Here is a 24,859-nt window from a genome sequence, read left to right as displayed (position 1 = left end):
ACAGACTACAGAGTAAAGCGGTTTTATGCTTTCTCTAACGAACACAGTAACGGATGTTGGTTTTGTCTTGCAAATTGATTTACTTGTATCACCTTAGTTTCTGCAATCCCAAACGGGAAAATACCGCAAATCCCTTTTCCTTGGTGATGGATCGTCAACATGATATCGGTCGCTTCCTGCTCGTTCTTGCGAAAGAAAACCTGCAAAACTTCAATCACAAAATCCATTGGGGTGTAATCATCATTATTGAGTACCACCTTATACATCGAAGGCGGCATTAACTCTGATTCGACACGTTCTTCAACGTGTTCAATATTTCCTATCTTTGCCATTTTTTAATACTAGCCTCTCGTGTTGGCCTCTTCCAATTGATCCGTTCAAATTAATCAGTTGTTACCCCTTTGTTAATTTTAGCTTGACTTCCGCATTTACTCCTTACATTCTGTTGTGCAGACGGTGAACGAATACCCGTCTATACAGGTTTTACTATCTTACTGGTAAGTAGACAACAGAAGGAAGTGGAAGTATGGCAAGCGGAACTGTTAAATGGTTCAACAACGCCAAAGGATTCGGGTTTATTTGCCCTGATCAAGGTGGTGAGGACGTTTTTGCACACTATTCTACCATTGAAATGGAAGGCTATCGAACTCTAAAAGCAGGCCAACCCGTTCAATTTGAAGTAGAAGCCGGTCCAAAAGGGATGCACGCTTCAGCCATTTCACCAACAAAATAACGTTTGGTGAGGCCAATGATCTAAAAGGCAGGGACTTGTCCCTGCCTTTTTATTGCTGCGTGTTTCATCAATTCTCACCACTTAATGCTGCATCGCTCATCATCATTTCGCATGAATTTAATTCAAGTTCAATCGCCACACATCATCCATTGCATCCCAGAAAAAAGTTTTTATCATCGGTCTCGACAGCAAATTTAGGGTATAAAAAAGGATCTGCAATGCAGACCCTTTTTTAAAATCAGTCTAATGACTTACAACTTTACATCAACTTAGATGGCCAACACTGACGCGCACGCCATCTAAAAGTGATAACGAGCGGGATTAAGCAATCAACAGCTTGTTCAACGTCTCGCTTGGGCGCATGGCTTTTTCAGCCTTAGCCGCATCTAAACGGTAGTAACCACCTAAATCGACTGGTGCACCTTGTGCCATCGCTAATTCAGCCACAATCACTTGCTCATTCGCCGCGAGCGCATGCGCTAACGGAATAAAGTGTGCTTGTAACTGCTCATCGCTGGTTTGCGCTGCTAAGGCTTGTGCCCAGTACATGGCTAAGTAGAAATGGCTACCACGGTTATCCAGCTCACCGACTCTTCTTGATGGCGATTTATTGCTATCTAAGAATTGGCCAATGGCTTGATCTAAAGTATCGGCTAATACTTGGGCTTTTGGATTGCCCACTGTTTGGCTTAAATGCTCAAGAGACGCCGCCAGAGCCAAGAATTCACCGAGCGAATCCCAACGTAAGTGACCTTCTTTCTCAAGCTGTTGCACGTGCTTAGGCGCACTACCACCCGCACCTGTTTCAAATAGACCGCCGCCGTTCATTAATGGAACGATTGACAGCATTTTAGCACTGGTGCCTAGCTCAAGGATAGGGAACAAGTCAGTCAGGTAGTCACGTAGAACGTTACCCGTAACTGAAATGGTATCTTTGCCTTCTTTGATGCGAGCCAAAGACAAACGCGTCGCGTCTTCTGGAGACATAATGCTGATATCTAAGCCATCAGTGTCATGTTCTGGCAGGTACTGCTGCACTTTTGCAATGATTTGCGCATCGTGGGCACGTTTGCTATCTAACCAGAATACCGCAGGGGTATTGCTTAAACGGGCACGGCGCACGGCCAGTTTTACCCAATCACGGATAGGTGCGTCTTTAACTTGGCACATTCTCCAGATATCGCCCGCTTCCACGTTATGGCTCATCAATACCTTACCGCTGGCATCGACAACGTTAACCACACCGTCAGCAGGAATTTCAAAGGTCTTATCGTGGCTGCCGTACTCTTCGGCTTTTTGCGCCATCAAGCCCACGTTTGGCACGCTGCCCATGGTTTTAGGATCAAAAGCGCCGTGCTCTTTACAAAAAGCAATCGTTTCTTGGTAAATACCGGCATAGCAACGATCAGGGATCATGGCTTTAGTGTCATGCAGTTGACCGTCTGGTCCCCACATTTGGCCAGATGAACGAATCGCAGCAGGCATAGACGCATCGATAATGATGTCGCTTGGTACGTGTAAGTTGGTGATACCTTTGTCAGAATCAACCATAGCCAATGCGGGACGCGCAGCGTAAACGGCGGCGATATCGGCTTCGACTTCGGCGCGGCTATCAGCAGGTAATGTCGCTATTTTGGCATAAACATCGCCAAAACCGTTGTTAACATCAACGCCTAATTCAGCGAAAAGCGCCGCATGTTTGTCAAATACTGGCTTGAAGAAGACCTTCACAGCGTGACCAAACATAATAGGATCAGACACTTTCATCATAGTGGCTTTCAGATGCAGCGATAACAGCACATCTTCAGCTTTGGCGTTTTCGATTTCACGCTCATAGAAGCTCACTAAGGCTTTTTTACTCAACACCGCAGCATCGATAATTTCGCCAGCCAGCAGCTTAAGACCCGATTTGAGCACCACTTCTTGACCATCTTTTTGGGTCAGCACGATATTCACGCTGCCCGCATCAGATAAAGTCACAGACTGCTCGCTACCGTAGAAATCACCGTCAGTCATGTGGGCAACGTGTGACTTGGAATCTTTGGCCCATTTCCCCATGGAATGCGGGTTTTTCTTGGCGAAGTTTTTCACCGATAATGGGGCACGGCGATCTGAGTTACCTTCACGCAGTACTGGGTTTACCGCACTGCCTTTAATCTTGTCGTAACGTGTTTTAATTGACTTTTCAGCGTCGGTTTTTGGCTCATCCGGATAATTAGGGATGTCGTAACCTTTTTGCTGCAGTTCAAGGATACAGGCTTTTAATTGTGGGATCGAAGCACTGATATTTGGTAACTTGATGATGTTCGCTTCTGGCTGATTCGCTAACTCGCCAAGCTCTGTCAGATGGTCGCCAATCTTTTGTGCTTCAGTCAGTTGCTCAGGGAAACTGGCAATAATACGGCCCGATAACGAGATATCACGGGTTTCAACCGCAACGCCCGCGGCGTCGGTAAACGTTCTGATGATAGGTAAGAGTGAGAGGGTGGCCAGTGCTGGCGCTTCGTCTGTTTCAGTGTAAATAATTGTTGATGAGTTATCTTTCATGTTACATCCTACATTATTGTAAAATTTAATATTTTTTATAATAATTTTATAGCATGGCGAACAAATCTGAGCACAGGAAAAATATCAATCAAGGCAATCGACCACGCCCTCACCTTTCAAATTCTCAATGCCCTTCTGTCTTTGCGCGCAAGCTAAAATTTGTTACAACGACTCATTAAAACCTAATAAACATTTAGGCACAGATCACATTTTCTGGCCGACATCATAGAGCATTCGCAATAATATTCAAATTCCACTAACGGCGAATGCCAAGTACACTATGACCACATTAACGACTCAATCAAGTCAGGTAAGCGTGTCTCAACCTCCTGTTAGCAAAAGTATGACCAAAAACAAGTTTCAACCTAAAGGTGCCAATGCCAGCGCAAGTTCCCCAGCCAAAAGCCCGATTAAACCCGCTAAGCCCGCCAGCAGAGGCCCTGCCAACCGCGCTACCGCCGTAGATAACAAAGTGGCGCCAGCACGAAATGCCAATGGCAGTTTAAAGAAAGAACCCTTTAAAAATCCTAATCGACGCGCAATTGCGGCGGCAAAACCGGTGCAGAGCCAAACGCTCGCACCGATTATTGTGCTGTTTAATAAGCCTTTTGATGTACTTTGCCAGTTTACCGATGAGCAAGGTCGCAAGACCCTAAAAGACTATATCCCGATTGCTGACGTGTATGCCGCAGGCCGCTTAGATAGAGACAGTGAAGGCTTATTGCTGCTGACCAATGACGGTCAATTACAGGCAAGGCTGACAGAGCCAAAAAAGAAAACCTTTAAAACCTATTGGGTGCAAGTAGAAGGCGTTCCGACGGAAGATGCACTCACTAAACTGCGCCAAGGTGTTGAATTAAATGATGGTATGACGCTGCCTGCTAAAGTCAAAATCATGGATTCACCCGACGTTTGGCCACGTAATCCACCGGTGAGAGAGCGCAAAAATATCCCAACAACTTGGCTAGAAATCCAAATTCATGAAGGCCGCAACCGCCAAGTCAGACGCATGACAGCGCATATCGGTTTTCCGACCTTAAGATTAATCCGTTATAAAATAGGCCAATGGAGTCTAGATAATTTGCCATCGGGTGAGCACAAATGCATCCGTCTCGGTGATGAAGTCTAAATTTCAGCCTAATTTTTGCGTTCCAATCCACTCAAAGGAGGCTCCATGAGTCAAAGATATAAACCCCATGTGACCGTCGCTTGTATTGTTCATGCAACTTCACAGGACAAATATCTGATGGTAGAAGAGTGGATTGAAGGCGAGCAACGCTTTAATCAACCCGCGGGTCACTTAGAAGCGAATGAAAGCTTGATCCAAGCCTGTGAGCGCGAAGTGTTTGAAGAAACGGGGTTATCACTAAAAGCCCAAGGACTCGTCGGTATTTATCAACTCAGCGCCAGTGAAGACTTAGCCTTTGTGCGCTTTACTTTTTTCGTGCAGTTAGATGATATGCCCTCACCTGCGCCGCAGGATAAAGCGATCCATAGTGCGCATTGGTTAAGTCTTGCGCAGATAGAAGCCAAGTCCTCTTTACTGCGCAGTCCCTTAGTACTCGATTGCTTAAAAGACTATCTCAATCAGGCACAAAATGGCCAAACTTATCCCCTTAGCTTACTCAATAGTGACCGCCTCACGATAGCCCAAGCGAGCAAGGCGTGATAGAATACCGCCCCGCATAAACGGCTGGCTAAGCTTAATGCGTGTGCTACTGCAGAGGCCTTGTACAGCAAATAAAGAGTTGGCCGTAAATGCGAGGTTTACTGACAGTTTGCGGACTCATTTTATTTGATAGCGCTGGCAAAGTTTGATTTAGCAATCAGCAGCACAGCACCTAGATGTAAAGTTAGCTTGGATTTAAAGTGAGCTTGGATTTTTAGTTAGCCCATATTTTTAGTTAGGTTAGGTATTTTTGTTACGCGCTCAATGTCGCGGCTTAAATTCATCCACCTAGCCAACACACATACTCAATGGTTTTTAGGATTTATGACATCAATCGAACCCACTCATACAGGAAAAAAAGTCATTGTCGGCATGTCCGGCGGTGTAGATTCATCTGTTTCAGCCTATTTGCTTATGCAGCAAGGCTATCAGGTTGAAGGCCTATTCATGAAGAACTGGGAAGAAGATGACAACAACGAGTACTGCGCGGCCGCAGAAGATTTAAAAGATGCCCAAGCCGTGTGCGACAAGCTCGGGATCAAGCTACACACAGTCAACTTTGCTGCCGAATATTGGGACAATGTATTTGAGTATTTCCTCGCCGAATACAAAGCCGGCCGCACGCCAAATCCCGATATCATGTGCAACAAAGAGATAAAATTTAAGGCATTTTTAGAATTTGCCGACGAAATCCTCGACGCCGATTACATCGCAATGGGCCACTATGTTCGCCGTCGCGATAACAGCGATGGCAGCACACAAATGCTCCGCGGTGTTGATGGCAATAAAGATCAAAGTTATTTCCTCTACACTCTTAGCCATGAGCAAGTTGCCCGAAGCCTGTTCCCTGTCGGTGAGCTCGAAAAACATCAAGTACGTGAAATTGCGAAAGAAATGGGCTTAATCACCCATGATAAAAAAGACAGTACTGGCATCTGCTTTATCGGTGAGCGTAAATTTACTGAATTTCTAGGGACTTATTTACCGGCGCAGCCTGGCAATATCGAAACCCCAGAAGGCGAAGTCATAGGCACGCACCAAGGACTCATGTACCACACCTTAGGCCAACGTAAAGGCTTAGGCATTGGCGGCATGAAAAACAGCAATGACGATCCTTGGTATGTGGTCGATAAAGATCTTGAGCGTAACGTATTGATCGTGGGTCAAGGCGGACACCATCCCCGTTTGATGTCGACCGGCATGACAGTTAACCAACTGCATTGGGTGGATAGAACTGGGCCTGTCGATGGTTGTCATATCGCAGTGAAAACCCGTTATCGCCAACAAGATGTGCCTTGTACATTAACCTACACAGATGAACACACCTTGCGCGTGGTCTTCGATGAACCTGTTGCGGCGGTGACGCCTGGACAGTCTGCGGTATTTTATGATGGTGAGGTCTGCCTAGGTGGCGGCATCATAGATCAATTAATCCGAGGGTAAAGCGTGAACGAGCAACTCATTAATCGGACGATGGCGTTTGCAGGCATACTGCAAGCCATTGCCCAAGTTCAACATTTAGCGCGCCATGGCGAATTGGATAATGCCGAGCTCGCAGCGAGCTTAAACACCATTCTCGTCACCAATCCTGACAATACGCCCGATGTCTACCAAGATAAAATCGTATTGCAAAAAGGCTATAAGCTGATCCTGAACCAGCTCGGTGACAGCAGCCAAAAAGATGTTGAAATCACCCGCTATTTAGTGGGCGTGCTTGCCCTAGAGCGTAAACTCGTGCGCTCTAACAGTGGCTTAGGCATGTTGGCTGAACGTATTAATCAAGTGAATCGCCAGCTACATCATTTTGCCATCACAGATGAGCAAGTTGTTGCCAATCTTGCCAGCATTTACAGTGACATCATCAGTAATTTAGGGCCAAAAATCCAAATATCGGGTAATCCTGTGTGTTTGCAGCGCCCTATTGTACAACATAAAATTCGTGCTCTGCTGCTTGCCGCTATACGCAGCGCAGTACTGTGGCGTCAGTTGGGCGGTAAACGTCGACACTTAGTCTTCGCCCGCAAAGCCATAGTCGATACAGCCAAGAAAAGTCTTACCCTATAATAAAATTAGCGTTCATCAAGGAGCTACACATGGATCTTTCCGCACTAACTGCTATCTCTCCGGTAGACGGTCGTTATGGTAGTAAAACCGCGTCATTGAGAGGGATTTTCAGCGAGTTCGGTCTTACCAAGTACCGTGTTCAGGTTGAAATCAATTGGCTAAAACTGTTAGCCGACTGTCTAGACATTAGCGAAGTGCCAACATTGAGCGCGTCAGCTATCGCCGTACTAGATGGCATTAAAGACAATTTCAACGAACAAGATGCGCTGCGTGTTAAGGCTATCGAAAGCACCACTAACCACGATGTAAAAGCGGTTGAATACTTCATTAAAGAAAAAATCGCAGGCAATAGCGAATTAGCCGCTGTGGGTGAGTTTGTTCACTTTGCTTGTACTTCTGAAGATATCAACAACTTAAGCCACGGTTTAATGCTGACTGAAGCCCGTGAGCATGTTTTACTGCCCTACTGCAATGAGTTGCTGACGGCAATTAAAAAGCTGGCGATTGAATATCGCTCTGTGCCATTAATGTCACGTACCCATGGCCAACCCGCGTCACCTTCGACGCTCGGTAAAGAAATGGCGAACGTCGCAGTGCGCCTTGAACGTCAAATCAAACAAATCGCCAATGTTGAAATCATGGGTAAACTGAATGGTGCCGTAGGTAACTACAATGCTCACCTGTCAGCCTACCCTGAAGTTAACTGGCATGAGCTGTCTGAGCGTTTTGTGACTAGCCTTGGCTTGAACTGGAATGCCTACACGACGCAAATCGAGCCACACGATTACATTGCCGAATTATTTGATGCAGTTGCCCGTTTCAACACTGTGCTGATTGACTTTGACCGTGATATTTGGGGTTACATCGCCCTAGGTCACTTCAAACAACGCACTATCGCCGGTGAAATCGGTTCATCGACTATGCCGCACAAAGTTAACCCAATCGATTTTGAAAACTCTGAAGGTAACTTAGGTATCGCTAACGCCCTGATGCAACATTTAGCGTCTAAGCTGCCGTTATCAAGATGGCAACGTGACTTAACTGACTCGACTGTACTGCGTAACTTAGGTGTGGGTATTGCCCATGCGTTGATCGCGTATCAAGCGACCTTAAAAGGCATCAGCAAGTTAGAAGTTAACGAAGCGCATCTGCGTGATGAGTTAGATCACAACTGGGAAGTGTTAGCAGAACCCGTACAAACGGTAATGCGTCGTTATGGTATTGAAAAGCCATACGAAAAATTAAAAGAACTGACGCGCGGTAAACGTATCGACGCGCAGCAACTGTCAGTGTTTATTGACGGACTTGAATTACCAGACTCAGTGAAGGCTGAACTGAAGAAAATGACGCCAGCCAACTACATTGGTCGTGCCGAAACGTTTGTCGACGAACTGAAGTAAGTTATTAATTAAAATTGGCGATTAACTAATATTAAGCTATTGACTGAAATTAGTTATTAACTGAAGTTAGCGACGGACAATACTCTTTCTTAAACAGAAATAAGGATTAAGGCGACCCACATCACCGTGATGTGGTCGCCTTTTTTAACACTATGTATACACTCAATCTCGATATCGCCCAGTTTCTTAGTGAATACTGGCAAAAGAAACCCCTGTTGATCAAAAAAGCATTTCCGCAATTTGAAGATCCTATCAGCGCCGATGAATTAGCAGGCCTTGCCTGTGAAGAAGAAATCTCTTCACGCATCGTTGTCACCAAAGATAATGATTGGGAAGTGGTGCAAGGTCCGTTTGAAGATTACGACAGCTATGGCGAAACCCATTGGCAATTATTAGTGCAAGCCGTCAACCATTGGTACCCAGATTCGCAACCATTAGTTGAAGCGCTGCGTTTTTTACCTGACTGGCGCTTCGATGACTTGATGGCATCATTTGCAACCCCAAGTGGCGGTGTCGGCCCGCACGTCGATAACTACGATGTGTTTATCATTCAAGGCGAAGGTGAGCGTCGCTGGACTGTGGGTGACAATACCCCGCAACAACGCCGCGGTGGCAATCCCAACTCGCCGCTGGTTGAAGACTTCACACCCATTATCGATGTAGTGTTAGAAAAAGGCGACATGCTTTATATTCCACCTGGTTTCCCACACTGCGGCGAAACCCTAACTGTGGCAATGAGTTACTCGATTGGTTTCCGCGCTCCTAGCCAGCAAGAATTAGTCAGTGAAGTCGCCGATTATTTGCTCGACAATAACTTAGGTCAGCAGCGTTTCACATCGCAAACTGAACCGAGTTCAGCGGGTATTGTCAGCCAAGATCATCAAGTGGGCATAATGTCACTCTTGAGTCAGCTGAGCCAAGATCCCAATAGCTACCAAATCGTGTTAGGTAAGCTACTCAGTCAAAACCGTTTCGAGCTTGATTTGTGTGAAGGCGAAGAAGCTTACAGCATGGAAGATTTGCAAGATGCCTTCGCCCAAGGTGCTGGAGTGAGCCGTATCGGTGGTTTGAAAGTATTGCGCCTTGAAAATGACGCCACGCCGCGATTATTCATCAATGGTGATGTACACGAACTGCCCCAAACACCGGCAGACGTAATCGCACAGTTGAGCGATAACGTCAGCTTAAACGCCGATGAAGCGGCTGAAATATGTCAGCATGAAGAAGTCCAAGCCTTACTGTTGAAACTCATCAATCAAGGTTTCTACTACTTGAGCGACAGCGAAGAATAAGCCCTATCGACTTTGTTCGATGACCTTGTTCTTAACATAGGAAATCAACATAAAAGTCAGTATAAAAAAGGCACTCAACTGAGTGCCTTATTGTTATTTCAATTATCAGTATCAATCAACACAAGTGACTGTATTAACTCAATACTATCTAAATACAATCCTCAACTCATTTGAGTTTAAGCATTCCACAGTTTATCGTCGTTGTGCATACGATATAAACTCTCGGCACGCGATACTAATAGTTGAGCAAATTTAGCCTGAGTGGCATCACGGGTTGCACCCGAACGCACTAAGTTTTCCGCCTGCATTTGCCACATCATAGAGAAATGACGCACGGCATCACGGGCCGTAGCCGCCACTTTCACATCGACAAAATCCGACGGTAAATCACCTGACATCACCCAATAGGTTTTGTTGCTTGGACGCTTTGATTCCATCTTCCAAATCGCCATATAAGGCGCAAGATAACGGCTTTCATCGGCTAGGACTTTGCTTGGGATCACGCCTTTTTCAGCGAGAAAACGATTGGCTTTTTGAAATTGAGTTCTGACCCACTCTTGACGCAGCTTTTCTATTTCTTCAGCTGATAAATTTTGTTGAGTTTGGTCGACAGCTTGTTCAGTCATACTTCCGTCCTATCTTATTGTTATAACGCGAACCTAATTCTTGGGATCAGTACGCGATTCATTCTATTCGTTACGTTAAATTCAGTACAATCCATTCTTAATCGCAAAGCTTACGTTTACGTAAAGTGGAAAGCTAAATTGCCACAAATAATGTATTTATTCGGTCATTATGCATGGTTGAGAGTATCGCTAAATGCTATGGTTCTGCAATAAATATAACAAGCAGTCGATAGAGGCTCACCTCGTCGGCTTTTTCATTGTGTATAGCGGAGAAATTCACGTGGCTGTATTTAATCATGTATCCTTTGACGAACATGAACAGGTTGTATTCTGTCATGATAAAGAAAGTGGCTTAAAGGCCATTGTCGCCATCCATAACACTAACCTTGGTCCTGCCGTGGGTGGATGTAGGATGTGGAACTACCAATCGGATGATGAAGCCCTTACTGACGTATTACGCCTCTCTCGTGGCATGACTTATAAAAATGCCCTAGCAGGTTTAACCATGGGCGGTGGCAAATCAGTGATCATTGCCGATCCGAAAAGACAAGATCGCGAAGCCCTATTCCGCGCCTTTGGCCGTTTGATTAACAGCCTAGGTGGCCGCTACTATTCAGCGGAAGATGTTGGCACTACTACGGCTGATATTATGATCGCCCATGAAGAAACCCCTTATATGGCGGGCCTTGAAGGCAAAAGTGGCGATCCATCACCGTTCACAGCCCTTGGCACTTATTTAGGCATCAAAGCTGCGGTTAAACATAGACTTGGTTTAGACAGCCTTAAAGGCCTTAAAATCGCCGTTCAAGGCGTCGGTCACGTTGGCTATTATCTGTGCAAACACTTGCATAACGAAGGCGCTGAACTGATTGTTACCGACATTCATCAAGCCTCATTAGACAAAGTCGCTACCGACTTTGGTGCCATTGTTGTCGCACCTCAAGAAATCTACGCGCAAGATGTGGATGTGTATGCCCCTTGTGCCCTTGGCGCAACCTTAAACGATGCAACCTTACCGCAACTGAAAGCCAAAATTGTTGCTGGCTGTGCCAACAACCAATTAGCCGAAGTACGCCACGGTGAACAACTGAAAGAAATGGGCATACTGTACGCGCCAGACTATGTGATTAACGCAGGCGGCATTATCAACGTGTCGTTCGAAAAAGATTACGACGCAGCAAAATCGACGGCTAAAGTAGAAGAAATTTACAACACGCTGCTGAAAATATTCAGCCAAGCCGATGCGCAGAACCGTACAACCGGCGCCGTGGCTGATGAAATGGCGAAAGCCATTATCGAAGCCGCTAAGCAGTAATTTTTCTACGCGTTTATTATTTTTTATGCCCGTCAAATATTAAAAAAAGCGACCTCTGGTCGCTTTTTTGTTATCTAAAATTTAATCTATCACTAAGCTCATGGTTTAGCCGCGCTTTTAATTTCGACACAGAATATTCATTTAATCACGCTGGAAAACGTCATATTTGTCTGCTTGAATTAGTCTATCAGGTCCCAGCACAGGATAGCGCTATGATCCGTTTCAAATATGATCTCAACCAAGATGTGGTAGAACTGCAAGCCAGCAATTGGAGTGGTTTAGAGCGGGTCTTCGTTAATGGCCAGATGGTGTCGCACAAGCTTAACTTTAAACCTCAAAGCGAGCATACCATTCAGCTTAAAGATGGCGCACCTTGCAAGTTTGAACTGCTTATCGATCCCCAAACCGATGAGTTAATGTGCCGAATTTATAAGCAACATAGACTCGTCGCTAGCCTAAAACAAGGCAAAGAGAATTTATTAGCCAGCCGGCGTTATTTACAGCACTCAGTGATAGCCGTAAGTCTGCTTTGCGTCTTTGCACTTTACTTAAATTAATCAAACCAGTTTAATCCCGCAGAGTGAGGCATAGTGGATGGGATTAAACTGGGAAAATGAATTGAGATAACCACATACAGATAGAAGTAAAAACGGCTAAACCACAGTTTTCCGCCATACCCATTAGATTCAAAATTTCAAGCCAAACGGTTGATTTTATTTAATAGTAAAATGAATGTCTGTTGTTCATCTTCACTTAAATTTGACAGAAATTTTTCATTGACCCGCTCAGCTTCGCAGATAAGATCTTGCTCTAATGCTTTGGCTTCATCGGTCAAAAAGATTTGGAAAGCACGCCGATTATCGACTTCTTGATGACGAGTAATAAGACCTTGCACCTGCAACTGATCGAGTAAGCGCGTCATAGTGTAATTTGCCACATCGCAACGCTTAGACAATTCAGTTTGGCTTATGCCCTCTTCTTGCCACAAAGCAAACAGCACAGGCCACAGTTTTATATCGAGTTGATATCGCTTAAGATGCAGATCAAGCTCATTTTGCAGCTCGATATTTAAGTGGGATACAAGATAGCCTAAGCTTTCATGACGATTCAAACAGCACCTCCTACAGCAAAGGTTTAACGCGTTTTCACTTACTCTGCACGCCATCATAGGAACCCAGAGTTAGTTTTAATACTACCACTTAACCCATAATAAACTAGCTTAGACCACAGCAAATTATGCGATTAACCTACGAGCTCATTCCTCATCTAGATCAGATAAATTGAATTCATTCACAAAATTATAGTAACAGGCCCGACCTAATTTGCCCCATAAACCGCGCTCAAGCGGCAAATAAACACTGTCATCGGTGAGCTTCATCTGTTTTATATCGACTTTATGGTGCTGTGTTTCAATACTGGTTCTTACATTGAGCAGCGAATGGGGTTGCGCTCGCTCGAAATCGACAATCAGTAAGGGAGCATCTTCAACCCGCACTCGCACCTTCTCCACTGGGGTAATTAAGAAATACTCATCATCAATGCAATGTAAAATACTGGCGAACAACTTAGCAAACTTTGCTGGCAGCGATGTGCCTAGATAGGTCCAATCACCCAAGGCGTTAATGTCAAACAATGGGGCTTCACTGCACAATGGCGCAACCGAGGTTAGCTTACTATCGGCGGCGAATTGTTTGAGTGTGTGCTGAATACTGTCAGTCATCTTTTCCATCTAGGCCTCCATCATCCATAAAAAAACCAACCTTGCGGCTGGCTTTAGTGTGACATTCAACACTGGGATATACCAGTGTTGATAATTACGATCTGACTAACGCAATCAAAACGGCATAAACACTATTAAATATTTGCTAACTCGAGTAAGGCCTCAAGTGGATGCTTTGGCTTGTAACCCGCAAAACGTTTTACCTGGCTACGGCACGAATAGCCAGACACTAACACTTGCGGCTGCTCAATTTTCGCTAGCGTTTGCTGCCAAGACATATCAAACAAGGCCTTAGAGCGCTCGAGGTTTTCCGCCTCATGACCATAAGTTCCCGCCATACCACAACAACCTAAATTGACTGCGGTTAACTTAGCGCCAAAATGGGCAAAGATTTTAGTCCACTCATTGGCGGTATTTGGCTTGGCCGTCGATTCGGTACAATGACTAAACCAAGTATATTGCTTATCTTGCGCAGCTTTTGCAGGTAAATCTTTGATGGCATTCAGTAGCCATTCGTTGGCTAACTTGACCTCAAAATTACCGCGATTAGCCCCTAAGACTTCACGGTATTCATCGCGATAACACAAGACTAAAGCAGGATCTATGCCTACCATGGGCATGCCCAGTTTATGGACTTGGTTCAAAAAGTCTGCACTCGACTGCGCCGTTTTAGCAAACTTATCTAAAAATCCCTTGATATGTGTTGGCTTACCATTGGGTTTGTAGGGCAATAACACCGGCTTTAAGCCGAGTTTTTCAATCAATTGGATAAAGTGCAGCACAAGACCTGAGTCATAGAAACTGTTAAAGGGATCTTGTACCACCAACACAAACTGCGAGCGCTTCTCTTCTGGAATCGCTTGCAACGCAGCTAAGTCGTAACCGCGGCTTGCATGACCATCGAGTCTTTGCTTCAAAGTCGGCACAGATAACGCAGGCGCATCCACATAACCAATCGCCTGTTTAATCACCCATTGGCTCAATGGATTTTGTGCAACAAAGTTAGTGAGACGCGGTGCCGCAGCCATCAGTGGTAAGCTATCTTCAATCCCTGCAACGAGATAGTCTTTCGCGGGTCTTAAATAGCGTTGATAATAAATATTGAAGAACTGCGCCCTAAACTTAGGCACATCCACTTTTACCGGACATTGTCCAGAGCAAGCTTTACAGGCCAAACAGCCCTTGAGCGATTCCATCACCTCGTGGGAATAATCATAATCACGTTTGGCATTGATGGTATTTTGTATGCGCTGCAATATACCAAAAGGTTTCGCTTTTGCGAGGGCATTAACATCAACCCCTTCAGCCTCAAGTAGCCTTAGCCACTCTCTCATGAGCCCAGCACGCCCCTTAGGTGACTGCACTCTGTCACCCGTCACCTTAAACGATGGGCACATGGGCGAATAGCTACTGTAATTAAAACACAGGCCATTACCGTTACAATTCATCACATCGGGGAACGCATCACGCACATCAACGGGGATTTGTCGATCAAACTTACCGCGCTTAGCACTGTCAACATCGTAATAGAGGGCGCCAGTATACTTAGGCGCCACCAGCTTGCCGGGGTTTAATCGGTTATCGGGGTCAAACAAACCTTTGATATCTTGCAACACACCGAAAAGTTCATCACCAAAGACAGCTGGACCGTATTCACCGCGCACGCCTTTACCGTGTTCACCCCACATTAGGCCGCCGTATTTAAGCGTCAGTGCCGCGACTTGATCAGAAATGACTCGCAGTAATTTTTCATCTTCAACATCGCACATATCGAGCGCTGGACGAACATGCAACACGCCCGCATCCACATGGCCGAACATACCGTATTGCAAATTATGCCCGTCGAGTAACGCGCGAAACTCCATAATGTAATCGGCGAGTTTTTCGGGCGGTACCGCAGTATCTTCAGCAAAGGCGATGGGCTTACGGCGACCTTTAGTGGCGCCGAGTAAGCCAACGGCTTTTTTGCGCATGCCGTAAATTTTTTCGATACTCGGCTTATCTTGCGTCACTTGGTAACCCAATACACCGCACTCGCCTTTGCTGATCTGCTCAGTCAATACAGCTTCCAAACTCGCGAGCTTTTGCTCAACTTCGACCGTGTCACCTGCAAATTCGACCATATTGAGGCCATCAATAATTTTACCCGGCACTTCTTGGATAAGATCAGCCACCGAATGCCAGACAATATCTTCACGGGCTAAGTTAAGCACTTTTGAATCGACGGTTTCGACCACAGTCGCCCGCGCGGCAACTAAGGATGGCGCATGACGCAATGCCGATTGGAACGAATCGTACTTAATGTTTACCATAGCGCGCTCAGTCGGCAGCGGGGTGAGATTAAGTTTGGCTTCGGTTATCACCGCAAGCGTGCCCTCTGAGCCCGTCAGAATTCGTGATAAATCGAATTGCGTCAGGTTGTCGTTCCACACGTGTTTTAAGTCATAGCCAGTGAGGAAACGATTGAGCTTAGGAAATTGGTTTTCAATCTGAGTACGCTTTTCACGGCATACAGCCGCCACAGCAGAAATCAATTTCTGCCCCAGCGGATTATCACTGACATTATCGGGGTTACACAGTAGTCCCGCATCTAGGGGATGCGTATCCAGCACACTGCCATCGATCAACACACTGCGCAGCGCCAGCACGTGATCTGACGTCTTACCATAGACCAGTGAGCCCGCACCCGAGGCATCGGTATTGATCATGCCACCAATCGTGGCGCGGTTTGAAGTGGATAAATCGGGACTAAAAAAGAATCCATGGGGACGCAATGCATCGTTGAGCGCATCTTTAATCACGCCAGCTTCGACTCGAACCCAACCTTGCTCAGCATTCACTTCGAGCACACGGTTCATGTAACGCGACACATCCAAAATCAAACCATGGGTCAGAGATTGTCCGTTGGTGCCCGTACCACCGCCCCGCGCACTGAAGGTCACGCTGCGAAATGCGTCTGTAGCAGCCAGCGTCAATGCAATTTGAATATCCTGCTGATTTTTAGGATAAAGCACGGCTTGAGGCAAAAATTGATATACAGAGTTGTCGGTGGCTTGCACTAAACGGGCGCTGTAACGTTTGTCTATATCACCGGAATACTCACTTTGCTCCAGTGCATCAAGGTATGCCAAATACACTGGCTCTAATGTTTGTTGATGTGATAGCAGGGGTAGCATAGATGGCTTCTGTCAATTATCGTTATGGCGCCATTATAAACAAAAAAAAGCCGCTAAAAAGCGGCTTTTTTAACAAGTTTATAAAATTACTATCTAGATCAACCGTGCGCTTCGGCTAAATACAACCAAGTATCAATCACAGTATCAGGGTTTAATGACACTGTATCTATGCCTTGTTCTACCAACCAAGCGGCAAAATCAGCGTGATCTGAAGGACCTTGACCACAAATACCTATGTAAGCGCCCTTCGCTTTAGCCGCTTTAATGGCTAATGAGAGTAGCATTTTAACGGCTTCATCACGCTCATCGAATAAATGGCTAATGATACCTGAGTCACGGTCAAGGCCGAGTGTCAGCTGAGTTAAATCGTTTGAGCCGATAGAAAAGCCATCGAAATGCTCAAGGAATTGGTCTGCTAACAGGGCGTTTGAAGGCACTTCACACATCATGATGACACGTAAACCGTCTTTACCACGCTCTAAACCTTGCTCTTTGAGCAGGCCGACCACTTGCTCAGCTTCTTTCACTGTGCGAACGAATGGGATCATGACTTCAACGTTTTTCAGACCCATGTCATTACGAACGCGTTTGATCGCTTCACACTCAAGGGCAAAACAGTCACGGAAGGATTCAGAGATATAACGGCTCGCACCGCGGAAGCCCAGCATTGGGTTCTCTTCTTCTGGCTCGTATCTGTCACCACCAACCAAGTTTGCGTATTCGTTAGACTTAAAGTCTGACATACGTACGATCACTTTCTTCGGATAGAAAGCTGAACCGATAGTTGCAATACCTTCAACCAGACGGGCAATGTAGAACTCAACGGGTGATTCGTAACCAGCAATCATTTCATTGATTTCAGTTTGCAACGCTGCATCCTGTTGATTGAATTCGAGCAGTGCCTTTGGATGGATACCGATCATACGGTTGATGATGAATTCTAAACGCGCTAGACCCACACCTTCGTTTGGCAAACGGGCAAAATCAAATGCACGATCAGGGTTACCCACGTTCATCATGATTTTCATTGGCAATGCAGGCAGAGAGTCAACACGGTTTGAAATCACTTCAAACTCTTGTTTACCTTCGTAGATAAAGCCAGTGTCACCTTCGGCGCAAGAAACAGTCACGATTTGACCATTCTTGATACGGTCAGTCACGTCACCACAACCCACCACCGCTGGCACACCTAATTCGCGGGCGATAATTGCCGCATGACAGGTACGACCGCCACGGTTTGTGACGATAGCACTTGCGCGCTTCATGATAGGTTCCCAATCTGGATCTGTCATGTCTGTCACTAACACATCACCAGGTTGGATTTGATCCATATCGGCGATTGAGGTTAATACTTTGGCTACACCAGTACCCACTTTATGGCCAATAGCGCGACCTTCACAGATCACAGCGCCACGGCTCTTTAAGTGATAACGCTCAATCAATTGCACATCTTCACGGCTACGAACCGTTTCTGGACGCGCTTGAACGATATACAATTTGCCGTCGTTGCCGTCTTTTGCCCATTCGATGTCCATTGGACGACCGTAATGCTTTTCGATCACCATGGCTTGTTTGGCTAATTCTTCAACTTCAGCGTCATTGATAGAGAATTGACGACGTTTGTCAGCAGTCACGTCTTCAATTTTGACTTGTTTGCCGTGAGCAGCATCATCTGAATACACCATTTGGATGAGCTTGCTACCGATATTACGGCGCACAACAGCCTTGTGACCTAAGGCTAAAATAGGTTTATGAACATAAAATTCATCTGGGTTTACCGCGCCTTGAACAACCATTTCACCCAGACCAAAAGATGAAGTGATAAACACCACATCGTTATTGCCAGATTCAGTGTCCATAGTGAACATCACACCTGAAGCCGCTTTATCTGAACGAACCATGCGTTGTACGCCAGCAGACAAGGCAACACCGTGGTGCTCATAACCTTGATGCACACGGTAGGAAATAGCGCGATCGTTAAAGAGTGAAGCGTACACATGCTTGATCGCTGTCAGTACGGATTCAAATCCTTTTACGTTTAAGAAAGTTTCTTGCTGACCCGCAAAAGAGGCATCTGGCATATCTTCTGCTGTTGCAGAAGAACGTACCGCGAATGACGCTTCGCTAGTTTCAGCGGCAAGTTTATCGTAAGCTTCACGTATCGCTTGCTCTAATGCTGGTTGAAATGGAGTGTCGATAACCCACTGTCTGATCTGTGCACCTACTTTAGCCAGCGCATTGACATCATCTACATCCAGTGTGGCTAGAATGTCATAAATCTTCTGGTTAACTCCGCTTTGTTCAAGGAACTCGTTGAACGCATGGGAAGTTGTCGCAAATCCGCCAGGTACTTGAACACCGGCATTGGCCAGATTGCTGATCATCTCGCCTAGAGAAGCATTTTTACCGCCAACCAAGTTGACGTCACCCATGCCTAATTCTTGATACCAGAGTACGTATTGCTGCACAGTTCTATCTCCGCAAGTTTATTTCAGTGGCCCCTTCACACGAGGGCAGCGGCATTTTACACTCCTGTCGAACACGCGTAAATCTATAATTTTATTTGTAATTTTATTACTACAAGAGGTCAGTATGGCACCAAAAGTATTCTATATCTCCGACGGGACAGCGATCACAGCTGAAGTTTTTGGTCATGCGGTTCTCTCGCAATTTCCATTAGAATTTGAGTCACTTACGATTCCATTTGTCGAAACATTGACGAAAGCGGAGCAAGTTAAGCGACAAATTAATGATTGTTTTATTACAACAGGTGAGCGGCCGTTAGTATTCCATTCCATCGTAAAAGCCGAGATCCGCGACATCATCTACTCGAGTGAAGGGGTTGATTATGATTTTTTGAATACTTTTGTGGCCCCACTCGAACAACATTTAGGTGTTTCTGCCTCTCCAGTTGTACATAGAACCCATGGAAAAGCGAATCACGGCTATGAAGCGCGTATTGATGCCATTAATTTCGCCATGGATAACGATGATGGCCAGACCATGAAACATATGGATCAAGCCGATCTGGTTTTACTTGGGGTCTCTCGCTGTGGCAAAACGCCATCGAGCCTGTATTTATCAATGCAGTTCGGCATAAAAGCGGCAAACTACCCTTTCACCGAAGATGATATGGATAACCTTAAATTACCTGAAGCACTGAAACGCAATAAGAAAAAACTGTTTGGTTTAACGATTGATCCCGTGCGTTTACATGAAATCCGTCAGAGTCGAATGGAGAATAGCCGCTATTCATCGCTCAAACAGTGCCGCTTAGAAGTCAAAGAAGTGGAAATGCTGTTTAAACGCGAACGCATTCCTTACATAGACACCACTAATCATTCCGTGGAAGAAATTGCCACTAAAATATTAGATGTCACGGGCCTAGAACGGCATATGTTCTAAGCCTAATAAGCCAAAATCAGCAAAAGAAACCGAGTGAATTTAGTCTAAAAGAAACTAACTTAAATCAAATTCATTGCACAGTTGCCGACAATTAACGCAATTGGCACTGTGCAACTCGGTTCGATTCGTTATAATCCGAGGCAATCTGGCGAAAAGCGCCGCACGCAAGCTCGGTATTTTGAATGACCATAAAAACAGACGAACTACGCACTTCCTTATTAGCAAAAGTCATCTCACCTGCGCAACTGGCATCTGAGTTCCCATTAACTCAAGATGCAGCCGATTATCTGGTTCAGCAACGTCGTGAAGTCGAAGCCATCATTATGGGTGAAGACCAACGTCTATTGGTGATCATAGGCCCATGTTCAATCCACGATACTAAAGCGGCATTAGATTATGCTCAACGCTTAGCCGCGTTACACCAAGAATTGAAAGATGACTTGTGTATCTTAATGCGCGTCTATTTTGAAAAACCCCGTACAATTGTCGGTTGGAAAGGATTAATTTCAGATCCCGATCTCGATGGCAGTTTCGAACCAAACAAAGGTTTACGCATTGCCCGCGAATTGCTGCAACAAATCACTGAATTAAAATTGCCTATCGCCACCGAATTTTTAGATATGGTGAACGGTCAGTACATAGCGGATCTCATTACTTGGGGCGCTATTGGTGCGCGTACTACGGAAAGCCAAGTCCACCGTGAAATGGCTTCGGCACTGTCTTGCCCCGTTGGTTTTAAAAATGGTACTGATGGGAACATCAATATTGCCGTTGATGCAGTTCGTGCCGCACAAGTGCCACATGTTTTCTATTCACCGGATAAAGATGGCGCTATGGCGGTCTATCGCACCCACGGCAACCCGTTTGGCCATATCATCCTACGTGGTGGCAAAAAACCTAATTATCACGCACAAGATATCGAAGAAGCGCGTCAACAGCTTGCATCTGTTGGGGTAACTCAACGTATGGTTATCGATTTCAGCCACGGAAACAGTGAGAAGAACCATCTCAAACAGCTGATGGTCGCCGATGAAATTATGACTCAAATGCGTGCTGGCAGCACTGCCATCGCAGGTATTATGGCTGAAAGCTTCTTACAAGAAGGTAATCAAAAAGTCGTTGAAGGCCAGCCACTCTGTTATGGCCAAAGTATCACCGACGCTTGCTTGCATTGGGATGACTCTGAAATCCTGCTACGTAAGCTCGCAGCGGCTTCCCGCGAAAGAAAAGCACTATTAACCAAATAAATCTGAAGTAAAATAAATCGTCCAATAAAAAACCGATCTCATTTCGGTTTTTTTATTGGAAGCATGACATTATCCTCAGTCATATGCCTACTGCACCTTAAAGCCTGTAGTTTTCTATCTTTAACCACCATAAATCTTTATAATTCGAGCTTATTTTGCTGCATTACCTTAGGTTGCTGTATGTCGCTTACCCCCATGTCCACAAACACCGAAAACACCTCACGAATCGAAGCCGCTGCCCCCCCCTTTCCTGACGCGATTCAAACTCGAATTGATTCCTCAGAAGCGCGCGTGATTAAAGCAGTATTCCCCTCAATCACCAACCATCACAATACGTTATTTGGTGGCGAAGCTTTAGCGTGGATGGATGAAACAGCCTTTATTGCAGCAACTCGTTTCTGCCGTAAAACCTTAGTCACAGTGAGTTCCGATAGAATTGATTTTAAAAAGCCTATCCCAGCAGGCACACTAGCAGAACTCATCGCTCGTGTGATCCATGTAGGTAATACGTCATTAAAAGTTGAAGTCAACATCTATGTAGAAGACATGTATCAAGACCGTCGAGAGCATGCTATACGTGGTGTGTTCACCTTTGTTGCGGTTGACGAACAACGAAATCCCACAAAAGTGTGGACATATGGGTAGTTTTTAGACGATTTTAAAGTATAGGTTAGCCCGTACTTTCGGGCTTTCAATTGAAACTATACGGTCCATCTTTTTCCTTGTAAAACACCGACCAAAGTCTAACAACCAGAAACATATCAAAATTTTGTCCTTATTCCTGAATAAAGCAATAGGATCCTTGATTACTTTTCTGTTACATTGAGTTCAATCTTCACGCGCACCGAACATAATCATAAAAGCCATGAAGCTAGAAAACTTAAATATTATTATCGCAGACGATCATCCATTGTTCAGAAATGCACTACGTCAAGCGCTGACCAGCGCTTTCGAACATGCACAGTGGTTTGAAGCAGACAGTGCTGACGCACTGCAATCTGTATTGGATGTTCGAAGCGTCGATTACGATCTTGTACTGTTAGATCTGCAGATGCCCGGGTCCCACGGCTATTCCACGCTTATCCACCTACGCTCACATTATCCTGAGTTACCCGTTGTGGTGATTTCAGCCCACGAGGATATCAATACCATTAGCCGTGCGATTCATTATGGCAGCAGTGGTTTTATCCCTAAATCAGCTTCAATGGAAACCCTAAAAGAGGCGCTAAGTGCGGTGTTATTCGGTGATATTTGGTTGCCTAAAGGCACTGAGATTATTGCTATCAATGACGATGCCATTGATAAAATGGCCAGCAAGTTATCCGATCTCACGCCGCAACAATATAAAGTGTTGCAGATGTTTGCCGAAGGGTTATTAAATAAACAAATAGCCTACGATCTTGGCGTGTCTGAGGCGACCATCAAGGCGCACGCTACCGCCATATTTAGAAAACTTGGCGTTCGCAATCGCACTCAAGCAGTTATTGCCCTTGCGCAACTCGAGATGGATAAAGTCGATTTATCTTAATCGCTAAACCCATAAAAAATGCCGCTTATATTAGCGGCATTTTTTATATCAGTAAATCATTGCCAATTAACGCATTGGCAGATTTTTATCGGCAAACATTTCATCTATGAGCTGTTGATCCCGTAATGCTACGGCTTTCTCCACCACATCACGGGTTAAATGCGGCGCAAAGTGCTGAATAAAATCATACATATAACTGCGCAAGAAACTGCCCTTCCTAAAACCAATTTTAGTCGTACTGTGGGCAAACAAATGGCCAGCATCAATAGCGACTAAATCTTTATCAACATTTGGATCAATGGCCATAGACGCGATGACGCCCACGCCTAATCCTAAACGAACATAGGTTTTAAGCACATCGGCACTGGTCGCACTAAAGACGACACGCGGCTCTAAATTGGCCCGATTGAACGCTTTCTCAATTTCAGAAGCACGGTCAAAACCAAAGACATAGGTCACTAAGGGGAAACGGGCTAAATCTTCGATACTAATCAAGCTGCCTTGATTGCGGGTCGCAAGAGGATGGTCTTTGGGCACAACGATAGAGCGGTTCCAGTGGTAACAAGGCAACATTATCAGATCCGAATATAAATGCATTGCTTCGGTCGCAATGGCAAAATCTGCATCACCGCGAGCCGCCTGTTCGCTGATCTGCGACGGTGTCCCTTGGTGCATATGCAAGTTCACTTTAGGATAGCGATCAATAAACTGACGAATTATCGTCGGTAATGCATAGCGTGCCTGAGTATCTGTTGTGGAAATATTTAACTCACCTTGATCTGGCTTAGTATATTCTTCAGACACTTTTTTGATACTTTCAACTTTACCTAAAATATCATTAGCAATGCTGATCACTTGCAAACCCGCAGGTGTGACATGGGTTAAATGCTTACCGCTACGACCAAATATTTGGATCCCCAACTCATCTTCAAGCATACGAACTTGTTTACTGATCCCAGGTTGAGAGGTATACAAGTTTTCAGCTGTCGCCGATACATTGAGGTTATGTTTTACGACCTCAGCAATATACCTGAGTTGTTGCAGTTTCATCTTATTTCCTTGTCTCAAACACGCAAAATGCCATTAACAACTGAGCCCTCAAAGCACTCTCAGCTATAATCAATCGTTATAGTATATAGTAAAAATTAAAGCAAATAGGAATATAGAGCACAAGTCTACAGATTCATACGACAGAAATGATAACCTAGGCTAAGATAACTATGCTAGTTTATTGATTTATTGTAGCATTAGCTCAATTGGATAAATAATGGAACATCTATGTCATTCACCTTGGTTCTGATCCTCATCGGTGCGCTTTTACTGCTTGTTATCGGAATTAACGTATTACAGCAACAAAAAGAACGTGTAGAGGCTGAGCGTCGCATTGAATTTGCCCGTCAAAGAGCAATTATCGATGAAACTGAAACTGTGTTATCAAACACAGGAATGATGCCTTGTAGCACGAATATAGTGTTGGTTTTATACCGGCGTGTACAAGATGCCTTGCAATCTGCAACAGCGATCAGTAATGGCCAACAACAGTCAGACTACCAACGCCGCTTAGCCGATATCAATAATCAAATAACAAGCTTACAGTCTGGACAACCTCAAACTCCTCCAATTGAGAATTTCAGACTACCCGATAATGACAAGCAAATTTTAGCGCTTGTTCAAACCTTAAAAAAATTAAAGGCGATACTCAGAGCCGAGCACAATAAAGGTAAAGTTGATCCGAGCATTTTTGCTCAAGAAGAAAGCCGCATCGACAGTTTACAGCTCAGAATTAATGTCGATTCTATGCTTTCTCGTGCCCGAGCGGCCAGTTTTATGAAGCAATATGGCTCATCAAAACAAATGGTAACCAAAGCCCTATCAACATTACACGCCATTAAGGCACAAACGCCTAATGATCCCTTCATTGGGCGTAAGGTCGATGAGGCTAAACAATTACTTGATGAAATTATGGGTGCACAGAAACAATCTGAGCCCAGTGCGCCTAGACCTAAAAATGAAGAAGATGATATCGATATGCTGTTTCAACCTAAAAAGAAATGGTGATCAGTCTCTATTTGCTTACCGTTAAGTTGAATTAGCGACACATTTGCCACCATTCTACCGCGTCATTGTGAGTCAGTTT

22 protein-coding genes are annotated in these 24,859 nt (G+C 45.1%); 14 read left to right on the top strand and 8 right to left on the bottom strand.

From position 1 onward, the window contains the following. Positions 1 to 23: 23 nt before the first annotated feature. Positions 24 to 332, bottom strand: a complete 309-nt coding sequence (gene clpS, locus HUB64_RS08905; protein ID WP_006081936.1) for an ATP-dependent Clp protease adapter ClpS — start codon at positions 330 to 332, stop codon at positions 24 to 26. Between the two features lie 194 nt (positions 333 to 526). On the opposite strand from clpS, the gene cspD reads away from it, so the two are divergent. Next, the gene (gene cspD, locus HUB64_RS08900) at positions 527 to 733 is read left to right on the top strand and encodes a cold shock domain-containing protein CspD (RefSeq protein WP_006081937.1); all 207 of its coding nucleotides are present in this window, start codon (positions 527 to 529) and stop codon (positions 731 to 733) included. Between the two features lie 321 nt (positions 734 to 1,054). Here the strand turns inward: cspD and HUB64_RS08895 are convergent, their stop codons facing one another. After that, positions 1,055 to 3,280, bottom strand: a complete 2,226-nt coding sequence (locus HUB64_RS08895) for an NADP-dependent isocitrate dehydrogenase (protein WP_173244510.1) — start codon at positions 3,278 to 3,280, stop codon at positions 1,055 to 1,057. Positions 3,281 to 3,623: 343 nt separating this feature from the next. Here HUB64_RS08895 and rluE point away from each other — a divergent pair, with 343 nt between their 5' ends. From rluE to HUB64_RS08865, 6 genes are all read left to right on the top strand, one after another. Next, on the top strand, positions 3,624 to 4,409 hold the full coding sequence (gene rluE / locus HUB64_RS08890; RefSeq protein ID WP_217363089.1) for a 23S rRNA pseudouridine(2457) synthase RluE: 786 nt from the start codon (positions 3,624 to 3,626) through the stop codon (positions 4,407 to 4,409). 45 nt (positions 4,410 to 4,454) lie between these two features. Then, positions 4,455 to 4,949: an NUDIX hydrolase gene (locus HUB64_RS08885; RefSeq protein WP_105252674.1), complete on the top strand. Its 495-nt coding sequence runs from the start codon at positions 4,455 to 4,457 to the stop codon at positions 4,947 to 4,949. 324 nt (positions 4,950 to 5,273) lie between these two features. After that, entirely contained in the window at positions 5,274 to 6,392 is a 1,119-nt protein-coding gene (gene mnmA / locus HUB64_RS08880; protein ID WP_173244504.1) for a tRNA 2-thiouridine(34) synthase MnmA, read from the top strand. Positions 6,393 to 6,395: 3 nt separating this feature from the next. Continuing rightward, positions 6,396 to 7,013, top strand: a complete 618-nt coding sequence (hflD, locus tag HUB64_RS08875; RefSeq protein WP_028759733.1) for a high frequency lysogenization protein HflD — start codon at positions 6,396 to 6,398, stop codon at positions 7,011 to 7,013. A 29-nt stretch (positions 7,014 to 7,042) separates the two neighbouring features. Continuing rightward, positions 7,043 to 8,413, top strand: a complete 1,371-nt coding sequence (gene purB / locus HUB64_RS08870; protein ID WP_173496829.1) for an adenylosuccinate lyase — start codon at positions 7,043 to 7,045, stop codon at positions 8,411 to 8,413. A 152-nt stretch (positions 8,414 to 8,565) separates the two neighbouring features. Further along, positions 8,566 to 9,705, top strand: coding sequence for a cupin domain-containing protein (locus tag HUB64_RS08865; RefSeq protein ID WP_173496828.1), 1,140 nt, complete (start codon positions 8,566 to 8,568; stop codon positions 9,703 to 9,705). Positions 9,706 to 9,881: 176 nt separating this feature from the next. Here HUB64_RS08865 and HUB64_RS08860 read toward each other — a convergent pair whose 3' ends face one another. Further along, positions 9,882 to 10,331, bottom strand: coding sequence for a DUF4826 family protein (locus HUB64_RS08860; protein ID WP_011789106.1), 450 nt, complete (start codon positions 10,329 to 10,331; stop codon positions 9,882 to 9,884). Positions 10,332 to 10,611: 280 nt separating this feature from the next. Between HUB64_RS08860 and HUB64_RS08855 the strand changes: the two genes are divergently transcribed. Together HUB64_RS08855 and HUB64_RS08850 are read left to right on the top strand one after the other, a co-directional pair. Beyond that, the gene (locus tag HUB64_RS08855; RefSeq protein WP_028759730.1) at positions 10,612 to 11,646 is read left to right on the top strand and encodes a Glu/Leu/Phe/Val dehydrogenase dimerization domain-containing protein; all 1,035 of its coding nucleotides are present in this window, start codon (positions 10,612 to 10,614) and stop codon (positions 11,644 to 11,646) included. Positions 11,647 to 11,858: 212 nt separating this feature from the next. Beyond that, complete coding sequence (locus HUB64_RS08850) at positions 11,859 to 12,203, top strand: hypothetical protein (RefSeq protein WP_011789104.1); 345 nt, start codon at positions 11,859 to 11,861, stop codon at positions 12,201 to 12,203. 137 nt (positions 12,204 to 12,340) lie between these two features. Here HUB64_RS08850 and HUB64_RS08845 read toward each other — a convergent pair whose 3' ends face one another. From HUB64_RS08845 to ppsA, 4 genes are all read right to left on the bottom strand, one after another. Beyond that, the gene (locus tag HUB64_RS08845) at positions 12,341 to 12,757 is read right to left on the bottom strand and encodes a MarR family winged helix-turn-helix transcriptional regulator (RefSeq protein ID WP_028759729.1); all 417 of its coding nucleotides are present in this window, start codon (positions 12,755 to 12,757) and stop codon (positions 12,341 to 12,343) included. 144 nt (positions 12,758 to 12,901) lie between these two features. After that, entirely contained in the window at positions 12,902 to 13,375 is a 474-nt protein-coding gene (locus HUB64_RS08840; protein WP_105252680.1) for a DUF1285 domain-containing protein, read from the bottom strand. Positions 13,376 to 13,500: 125 nt separating this feature from the next. After that, positions 13,501 to 16,542 (bottom strand): FAD-binding and (Fe-S)-binding domain-containing protein, encoded by a 3,042-nt coding sequence (locus tag HUB64_RS08835; protein WP_131523322.1) that lies wholly within the window; start codon positions 16,540 to 16,542, stop codon positions 13,501 to 13,503. A 98-nt stretch (positions 16,543 to 16,640) separates the two neighbouring features. Then, complete coding sequence (ppsA, locus tag HUB64_RS08830) at positions 16,641 to 19,010, bottom strand: phosphoenolpyruvate synthase (protein ID WP_028759726.1); 2,370 nt, start codon at positions 19,008 to 19,010, stop codon at positions 16,641 to 16,643. Positions 19,011 to 19,134: 124 nt separating this feature from the next. Between ppsA and HUB64_RS08825 the strand changes: the two genes are divergently transcribed. The 4 genes from HUB64_RS08825 (at position 19,135) to HUB64_RS08810 (ending at position 22,722) form a co-directional block, all read left to right on the top strand. Then, a complete protein-coding gene (locus tag HUB64_RS08825; protein WP_028759725.1) occupies positions 19,135 to 19,947 on the top strand; it encodes a pyruvate, water dikinase regulatory protein in 813 nt (270 codons plus the stop codon). A gap of 182 nt (positions 19,948 to 20,129) precedes the next feature. Next, complete coding sequence (locus tag HUB64_RS08820) at positions 20,130 to 21,194, top strand: 3-deoxy-7-phosphoheptulonate synthase (protein ID WP_028759724.1); 1,065 nt, start codon at positions 20,130 to 20,132, stop codon at positions 21,192 to 21,194. Positions 21,195 to 21,374: 180 nt separating this feature from the next. Then, positions 21,375 to 21,839, top strand: a complete 465-nt coding sequence (locus tag HUB64_RS08815) for an acyl-CoA thioesterase (RefSeq protein WP_173496827.1) — start codon at positions 21,375 to 21,377, stop codon at positions 21,837 to 21,839. A 220-nt stretch (positions 21,840 to 22,059) separates the two neighbouring features. Next, positions 22,060 to 22,722: a response regulator transcription factor gene (locus HUB64_RS08810; protein ID WP_028759722.1), complete on the top strand. Its 663-nt coding sequence runs from the start codon at positions 22,060 to 22,062 to the stop codon at positions 22,720 to 22,722. Between the two features lie 66 nt (positions 22,723 to 22,788). On the opposite strand, the gene cysB is transcribed toward HUB64_RS08810, so the two are convergent. Then, on the bottom strand, positions 22,789 to 23,772 hold the full coding sequence (gene cysB, locus HUB64_RS08805; protein WP_028759721.1) for an HTH-type transcriptional regulator CysB: 984 nt from the start codon (positions 23,770 to 23,772) through the stop codon (positions 22,789 to 22,791). 228 nt (positions 23,773 to 24,000) lie between these two features. Here cysB and zomB point away from each other — a divergent pair, with 228 nt between their 5' ends. Beyond that, positions 24,001 to 24,780, top strand: a complete 780-nt coding sequence (gene zomB / locus HUB64_RS08800) for a flagellar motor control protein ZomB (protein WP_028759720.1) — start codon at positions 24,001 to 24,003, stop codon at positions 24,778 to 24,780. Positions 24,781 to 24,859: the final 79 nt, after the last annotated feature.

It is taken from the genome of Shewanella sp. ISTPL2, assembly GCF_013283205.1.
In the GTDB taxonomy this organism is placed as follows: Bacteria; Pseudomonadota; Gammaproteobacteria; order Enterobacterales; family Shewanellaceae; genus Shewanella; species Shewanella oncorhynchi.
The sequence above is the reverse complement of the archived record's forward strand: the minus strand, read 5'-3'. Positions and strand labels throughout refer to the sequence as shown.

Coding starts and splice junctions, on each gene's coding strand:
- clpS (WP_006081936.1), bottom strand. CDS start 332: ATGGCAAAGATAGGAAATATTGAACACGTTGAAGAACGTGTCGAATCA.
- cspD (WP_006081937.1), top strand. CDS start 527: ATGGCAAGCGGAACTGTTAAATGGTTCAACAACGCCAAAGGATTCGGG.
- HUB64_RS08895 (WP_173244510.1), bottom strand. CDS start 3,280: ATGAAAGATAACTCATCAACAATTATTTACACTGAAACAGACGAAGCG.
- rluE (WP_217363089.1), top strand. CDS start 3,624: ATGACCAAAAACAAGTTTCAACCTAAAGGTGCCAATGCCAGCGCAAGT.
- HUB64_RS08885 (WP_105252674.1), top strand. CDS start 4,455: ATGAGTCAAAGATATAAACCCCATGTGACCGTCGCTTGTATTGTTCAT.
- mnmA (WP_173244504.1), top strand. CDS start 5,274: ATGACATCAATCGAACCCACTCATACAGGAAAAAAAGTCATTGTCGGC.
- purB (WP_173496829.1), top strand. CDS start 7,043: ATGGATCTTTCCGCACTAACTGCTATCTCTCCGGTAGACGGTCGTTAT.
- HUB64_RS08865 (WP_173496828.1), top strand. CDS start 8,566: ATGTATACACTCAATCTCGATATCGCCCAGTTTCTTAGTGAATACTGG.
- HUB64_RS08860 (WP_011789106.1), bottom strand. CDS start 10,331: ATGACTGAACAAGCTGTCGACCAAACTCAACAAAATTTATCAGCTGAA.
- HUB64_RS08850 (WP_011789104.1), top strand. CDS start 11,859: ATGATCCGTTTCAAATATGATCTCAACCAAGATGTGGTAGAACTGCAA.
- HUB64_RS08840 (WP_105252680.1), bottom strand. CDS start 13,375: ATGGAAAAGATGACTGACAGTATTCAGCACACACTCAAACAATTCGCC.
- HUB64_RS08835 (WP_131523322.1), bottom strand. CDS start 16,542: ATGCTACCCCTGCTATCACATCAACAAACATTAGAGCCAGTGTATTTG.
- HUB64_RS08825 (WP_028759725.1), top strand. CDS start 19,135: ATGGCACCAAAAGTATTCTATATCTCCGACGGGACAGCGATCACAGCT.
- HUB64_RS08820 (WP_028759724.1), top strand. CDS start 20,130: ATGACCATAAAAACAGACGAACTACGCACTTCCTTATTAGCAAAAGTC.
- HUB64_RS08815 (WP_173496827.1), top strand. CDS start 21,375: ATGTCGCTTACCCCCATGTCCACAAACACCGAAAACACCTCACGAATC.
- HUB64_RS08810 (WP_028759722.1), top strand. CDS start 22,060: ATGAAGCTAGAAAACTTAAATATTATTATCGCAGACGATCATCCATTG.
- cysB (WP_028759721.1), bottom strand. CDS start 23,772: ATGAAACTGCAACAACTCAGGTATATTGCTGAGGTCGTAAAACATAAC.
- zomB (WP_028759720.1), top strand. CDS start 24,001: ATGTCATTCACCTTGGTTCTGATCCTCATCGGTGCGCTTTTACTGCTT.